Source organism: Rhizobacter sp. P2_H2 (assembly GCF_056403375.1).
The window spans coordinates 1-1,989 of the sequence record NZ_JBFUFP010001001.1; the positions used below are offsets into that span (position 1 = coordinate 1).

Annotated in this window: 1 protein-coding gene and 1 pseudogene; both read left to right on the top strand. The window is 70.6% G+C overall.

Going from position 1 to position 1,989, the window contains the following annotated elements; all coding sequences use genetic code 11:
* A partial coding sequence (locus tag AC1D15_RS29305; protein ID WP_477828788.1) for a putative bifunctional diguanylate cyclase/phosphodiesterase occupies window positions 1–1,574 on the top strand: 1,574 nt, incomplete at its 5' end.
* A gap of 52 nt (window positions 1,575–1,626) precedes the next feature.
* Window positions 1,627–1,989 (top strand): annotated as a pseudogene (locus tag AC1D15_RS29310) (GGDEF domain-containing protein); the annotation flags it as partial.

Below are 1,989 nucleotides of genomic sequence, written 5' to 3' on the forward strand. Positions count from 1 at the left end.
ACGCCCGCCAGCGCATCATCCACGTCGAGGCCGAGCCGGAGTTCAACGAGCACGGCAACCTCTCCGGCTACACCGGCATCGTGCAGGACGTGACCGACCGCCGCATGGCGGAAGACAAGATCCGCCACCTCGCCAACTTCGACGCGCTGACCGGCCTGCCGAACCGCCGCCAGCTGATCTGGCGCACCGAGCGCGCGCTGGAGCATGCGCGCCGGCTGAACCACCCGGTCGGGCTGCTGCTGATCGACCTCGACCGCTTCAAGGTGATCAACGACACGCTGGGCCACGGTGCCGGCGACGAACTGCTGATGGAGGTGTCGCGCCGGCTGCGCTCGTGCGTGCGCCACTCCGACCAGGTGATGGAGAGCGCCGTCGAATCGATGGGCTCGCGCTCGCACCGCACGCTGGAGGCCGTCGGCCGGCTCGGCGGCGACGAGTTCGTCGCGCTGCTGCCCGAGGTGTCCGACGAATCCGATGCCGAGCGGGTCGCCGCGCGCGTGCTCGACGTGATGCGCGAGCCGATCTTCGTCGGCGGCCAGGAGTGCTTCGTCACCGCGAGCGTCGGCATCGCGATGTTCCCGCGCGACGGCCAGACGGTGGCCGACCTGATGCGCAACTCCGACGTGGCGATGTACTCGGTGAAGGCGCAGGGCCGCAATGCCGCGCTGCTGTACCGCCCGGCGCTGGCCGGCAAGGGCCGCGAGAAGCTCGAGCTCGAGAGCGCGCTGCACAAGGCCATCGAGCGCAACGAGCTGGTGCTGCACTACCAGCCCAAGGTCGACGTGCGTGGCGCGCGCATGGTGGGCGCCGAGGCGCTGATGCGCTGGCAGCGCGGCGGCGTGCTGGTGCCGCCGGGCGATTTCATCCCGCTGGCCGAGGAGACCGGCCTGATCATCCCGCTCAGCGAGTGGGCGATCCGCGAGGCGGCGCGCCAGGCCCGGATCTGGCAGGACAGCTTCGGCTTCAGCGACTCGATCGCGGTGAACCTGCCGAACCGGCTGTTCGAGCGCACCGACCTGGTCGAGCACATCCACCAGGCCGTCACCGCGTACGGCGTGCCGCACCATGCGATCGAGCTGGAGATCACCGAGACGGGCCTGATGAAGGACCTGCAGAACGTGATCCCGACGCTGCACCGGCTCAACGAGATCGGCGTCGAGATCTCGATCGACGACTTCGGCACCGGCTACTCGTCGCTCGCCTACCTGACCACGCTGCCGATCAGCGAGCTGAAGATCGACCGCTCGTTCGTGCGCGATCTCGGCATGACGCCGCAGAGCTCGGCGGTGGTCACCGCGATCATCGCGCTGGCGCGCTCGCTCGGCCTGCGCGTGGTGGCCGAGGGGGTCGAGAACATGCGCCAGATGGAAGTGCTGCACCGGCTGGGCTGCGGAATGATGCAGGGCTTCCTGTTCAGCCGGGCGCTCGCGCCCGAGGCGCTGGAGCAGTGGCTGCAGCAGACGGTGCTGCCGCGCAAGGCGCCGTGGATCGTCGATGCCGGCGAGGACGACGGGCTCACCGATTCGATCCGGGCCGGGCTGGAGCCGCGGCCGAACCGCCACTCGCCCAAGTGATGCCCCAAGTGATCCCTTCTCTTGCCCTCCCTCTCTTGCCCTGACCTGATCGATGGACACCAAACCCCAGGCGCCGCAGACGCCTGCCGTGCTGGCCAAGGCCGCGCTGCGCCGCCTCGTGGTCGACAAGCTGGAGCCGACGCCCGAGAACTACGCCCGGGCCTACCAGCTTGAATCCGGCGTCCAGCCGACGGCGGCGCGCACCCCGCCTGCCGCGGCGGCCGCCACCTCGGCGGTCGACAGCGCCGCCCAGGCCGCGGCGCTCGCCGGCCTGATCGAGCGCATCACCCGTGGCGTCGAGCGCGGCGGGCGCAACTGGACCGCGGCGCGCAAGAAGGACAGCCTGCAGCGGGTGCTGTCGAGCAGCCGCAGCGACGTGCAGCGGCTGCAGCAGCGGCTGGGACAGCTGATGGGC